This window comes from Priestia sp. P5_B4, assembly GCF_056400385.1.
In genome coordinates this window covers 1-937 of record NZ_JBFULJ010001184.1, presented here as the reverse complement: position 1 = coordinate 937, position 937 = coordinate 1, and the positions used below count along the sequence as shown (strand labels likewise).

At 42.7% G+C, this 937-nt stretch carries 1 protein-coding gene; it reads right to left on the bottom strand.

The window, feature by feature from the left end:
• A partial coding sequence (locus AC1DRF_RS29795; protein ID WP_477742546.1) for a threonine synthase occupies positions 1-937 on the bottom strand: 937 nt, incomplete at both ends.

Genomic DNA, 937 nt, shown 5'->3' with positions numbered 1-937 from the left:
GTGTTTGGATATTTAACTCCAAGCCCTGTATTTAAAGCCACAACCGTTTCGTTTTCTTTGATCCATCCTTCTTCTCGCAAACGGCGTGCAGCTAAAAATGTTGCAGCACCTTCCGGACAAATAAACGAACCTTCAAGCTGTGCAACTTTTTTTTGTTCCTCCACAATCTTATCTTCATCCACCGCAACCGCACATCCATTTGTATTGTATACGGCTTCTAAAACTAAGAAGTCTCCAATTGCTTTTGGTACGTTAATCCCAAAGGCAATGGTTGAAGAATCCGGCCAAAATTCAGATTCTTGTTTTTGTTCATTCCATGCTTTTACAATAGGCGCACAGTTTTCAGCTTGTACCGCAACTAAACGAGGAAGATCACCTGTGATCCAGCCAAGCTCTTTTAATTCATTTAACGCTTTATAGATGCCGATTAAACCAACGCCTCCTCCTGTTGGATATAAAATCACGTCAGGAAGATTCCAAGAAAACTGTTCAGCAATTTCTAGGCCCATTGTTTTTTTGCCTTCGATTCGGTACGGCTCTTTAAGCGTAGAAGCGTCATAAAGACCCCAGGCTTTAATAGCTTCACCAACAATTTTCCCTGCATCGCTAATAAGTCCATCTACTAAGTAAAGGTCAGCTCCAGCGACAGCACACTCATTTCGTGTAATAACAGGCGMATCTTTTGGCATGACAACGGTTGCTTTTATGTCAGCGCGTGACGAATAAAGCGACCAAGCAGCTCCGGCATTGCCATTTGTGGGCATCGCTAACTGTTCAACGCCCAGTTCTTTTGCTTTTGACACCCCTACAGCGGCGCCTCTAGCTTTAAATGATCCCGTTGGAATAATACCTTCATCTTTCATATATAAGTTTGGAATGTCCATTTCTTTACCCAGCTTAGGCATTTTTATAAGCGGAGTCATCCCTTCTCCTAAGG